At 74.2% G+C, this 3,377-nt stretch carries 3 protein-coding genes; 1 reads left to right on the top strand and 2 read right to left on the bottom strand.

What is annotated here, in order from left to right:
- A partial coding sequence (locus AB0L75_RS43965) for an acyltransferase (RefSeq protein WP_365191912.1) occupies positions 1-812 on the top strand: 812 nt, incomplete at its 5' end.
- Positions 813-1,334: 522 nt separating this feature from the next.
- On the opposite strand, the gene AB0L75_RS43960 is transcribed toward AB0L75_RS43965, so the two are convergent.
- Together AB0L75_RS43960 and AB0L75_RS43955 are read right to left on the bottom strand one after the other, a co-directional pair.
- The gene (locus tag AB0L75_RS43960) at positions 1,335-2,690 is read right to left on the bottom strand and encodes an FAD-binding protein (protein WP_365191911.1); all 1,356 of its coding nucleotides are present in this window, start codon (positions 2,688-2,690) and stop codon (positions 1,335-1,337) included.
- Positions 2,691-2,733: 43 nt separating this feature from the next.
- On the bottom strand, positions 2,734-3,377 hold a 644-nt coding region (locus tag AB0L75_RS43955), incomplete at its 5' end, for an inositol monophosphatase family protein (RefSeq protein WP_365191910.1).

Here is a 3,377-nt window from a genome sequence, read left to right as displayed (position 1 = left end):
GGCGCGGCCGGTGCCGGGGATGCGGTGCCGCCGCCCAGGACCAGGGCGGTGGCCGTCGAAAGCACGGCCACGGCGCCGCCTGCTCTGCTCAAGAGCTGAACCCGGTCAGCTGGTCTCTTGCCTGCGAGGCGTTCTTCTATGCCTCCTTCCCGCTGCTGATCCTGCTGCTGCGCCGGCTCGGCGCGCGTGGTTCGGCCGCGCTGGCCGGCCTGTCGGTGGCGGCGGTGCTGGTGCTGGCCTGGGCGGACGCCCACCACTGGTGGACCTACGCGCTGTACTCGTTCCCGGCGGCCCGGCTGCCCGAGTTCGTCCTCGGCGCGGTCACCGCGCGGCTGGTGCTGCTCGGCCGGTGGCGGGGGCCCGGCCTCGAAGCGTCGCTGGCGCTGGCGATCATCGGCTACTTCCTCGTCCCGCAGGTCACGCCCGGCTACTCGGCCACCGTGTGCACGATCGTCGGGTTCGCGCTGCTCATTCCGGCCGCGGCCGTCGCGGACGTCCAGGGGCTGCCCTCGCTGTGGCGGCGCCGGCGGCTGGTGCGGCTCGGCGAGCTGTCGTTCGCCTTCTACATGATCCATCTGCTGGTGCTGCGGGCCGCCACCGAGCTGCTCGGGACGAAGCCGCACTTCGGGCTGCTGGCGGGGGTGGCCGTCACGACGACGGCGTTCGCCGTGTCGCTCGGGCTGTCCTGGCTTCTGTACGAGGCGGTGGAGCGCCCGGCGAGACGCCTGCTGCTGCGCCGGCGGCGCCGCCCGGACGCCCGGCAGGACTCGGCCCCGTCCCGTCACGAGGCACCGGCCGCGACCCGGGACTGAGCCGGTACCGGGTCCCTCCGGGGACACCCTGACAGACCGGGCGAGAAGTGCCCCCGGCTCGCTGCCGGAGGGCCTCGTCCTGGCACAGTGGGCGCCGGAGGGGAGGGCACACACCCGCCTCCCCTCCGGCGCCCACTGTGCGCCCTGCACCTCGCCGCGCGCGGTTTCCAGGTGGACGCCGTCGATCTCTCCTAGGACCGCGATCGCCTGCGCCGTCTCGTGCGCCGTCTCTGCTGGCGAGGTCCCCGGGTCGGGGCGTCCGGAACCGGGAATCGCCGGGGATTGCCGGTCGGGGTGAAGTCGGGCCGTCTCCATCGAGTTGCCGGGACGGCAGGCCCGCCGGACGCGTCGTCCGGACCCGGGGACCGCCAGCACAGCCACCTTAGGCGCTGCCCCCGGCCCCCGCAGGTCGGGCGGGACCGGTGGGTGGGGTGGGTCAGGGGAACGATGTCACCTTGGACGTCGTACTTGTCGACGTGCTCGACGCACAGGCCGTCGGCAAGCCTTCGGGAGTCAGAACCTTCAGAACCGCATGCCGTGTCCTCGCGCCAGGACGAGATGGGGGTCATGGCGCCGTTTGGCGGCGGCGAGGGCCGGCCAGCGGTTGCCGTAGTGGTCGCGCCAGTCGGCGTCCGTCATGGGCAGGGCGTTGACGGGGTAGGCGACGGCGCCCTGGGATCGGGCGCGTTCGTAGGCGGCGCGGTTGGCGGCCACCATCGCGACGACCGTCTCGGGGTCGCCCGGCGGTGCCGTGCGCAACAGGGCGAGAAGATACAGGACTTGACCGGACGGGCGGCTGAAGAGGGGTGCGCGCAGCCGGTCGGCGAGCAGGGGGTACAGCAGGACGAGGCCGGTGTCGTACAGGTCGGCGAAGGCAGGGTCGGCGAGTACGGCACGGACGACGGACTCGGCGCCGTCCTGTGGGAGCAGCAGGTTGAGCCATGGGTGGGGATGCAGCCACTCCCCCGTCGCCCGCAGGACCTCCTCGTCCGTGTCCACGCGATGGGCGAACTCGCCGTAGCCGAGGTCCTCCGTCTCCAGGGCGGCGGGGTCGTGCGCGAGTCCGTCGAGCAGGGTGCTGTCGTCCGGCGGGCACGGGCCGGCGTGCGGGGCCACGGCCTCGATCATGTACTGCCGGCGCTGCTCGTCCGCCGGCCGGGCCTGGCCCTCCAGGTAGGTGAAGCGCTGTTCCTCCGCGAGTCGCCGCTGGTCGGCGAGGAAGCGGGTGAGGTCGGAGTAGTACAGGCAGTAGCGGCGGACCCGGTCGGGTGCGGGCACCAGGCGCAGGGTGGCGGCCACGATGACGGCGCACTGGCCGAGGCCGGCGAGCACGGCGTGGAACAGCTCGGGGTCCTGGTCGGGCGAGCAGACCCGGTGCCGCCCGGCCCCGGTCACCACCTCCAGCTCCAGGACCTGGTCCGCTACCAGGCCGTGCCGGTGGCCGGCGCCGCCCAGTCCGCCCGCCGACAGGACGCCGCCGACGCCCGCGCCGAGGTAGTCGGTGAGGACCGGCGGGGTGCGGCCGTGCCGCAGGGTGGCGGCCAGCACGTCCCGCCACAACGCGCCCGCCTGCACGGTCACTTGACCGTCAGTCACCGGGCCGACACTGTTCAGCGAGCGCAGGTCCAGCACGATCCCGCCGCCCGCCTGCCCCTGGCCGTACATCGAGTGGCCGCCACCGCGTACGCTCACCGGGATGCCCCGGGGTCCGGCGAACCGGAGCAGGTCCTCGATCTCTGCGGCGGAGTGCGGGCGCAGGACGCCGAGCGGCTCGGCTCGCACGATGTGCCCGAAGTCCTGTGCGGCCTCGTGCCGCGTCTCCGGGCGGGTGTCCAGGGCCGGGCCGAAGCGGGTGGCGAGGTCGTGGGCCGTCGTCATGCCGGAATCACATCAGATGGGCGCGGCGTACGTCGAGACGGCCTCAACTGCCGTATGTCGCCTGCTCCTTGATGAGACGCAGCAGCGCGGCGTGGGTCTCCGCGTCGGCCGCCGCGACGAGTCCGCCCGCGCCGCTCAGCACGGGCTCGCCGTACAGGCCGGTGACCGTGCAGCCGGCCGCCCGGCACAGGGCGATGCCGGCCGCGAAGTGCACGCTGTCGCGCAGATCGCCGTCGGTGACGTAGGCGGCCCTGCGCCCGGCGGCGACCCAGGCCACCGCGAGGGTGCTGGAGATCACCCGGGGCCGGAACCGTTCGGCGAAGCCCGGGTCGGCGAGGAGCCGGACCGCCTGGAATCCGGGGGCGTTGGGGAAGGAGGGGTCGAGGTTGACGTCCACCAGCGCGGACCCGGCCCAGGGGGTCAGCGGCTCGTCGGCGCCGTCCCCGCGGACGCGGGCCGTGTCGCCGTCGGTCCAGAACACCTCGCCGCTGAACGGGTCGGCGGTCGCGGCGGCCGTGACCTCGGATCCCTCGCGCAGGGCGACGTTCACACCGACGAGCATGTTCCGCACGGCGTAGTTGAGGGTCCCGCACAGCGGGTCGACGAGCCAGCGGCGGTGGGCGTCGGCGGCGCCGGAGCGTCCGCTCTCCTCGCCGGTCACGGCGTCGTCGGGGCGGGCGGCACGCA

Origin of the sequence: Streptomyces sp. NPDC052101, assembly GCF_040680235.1 — a bacterium.
GTDB lineage: Bacteria > Actinomycetota > Actinomycetes > Streptomycetales > Streptomycetaceae > Streptomyces.
Note: the sequence above shows the minus strand (reverse complement) of the source record. Positions and strands in the feature narration are given on the sequence as shown.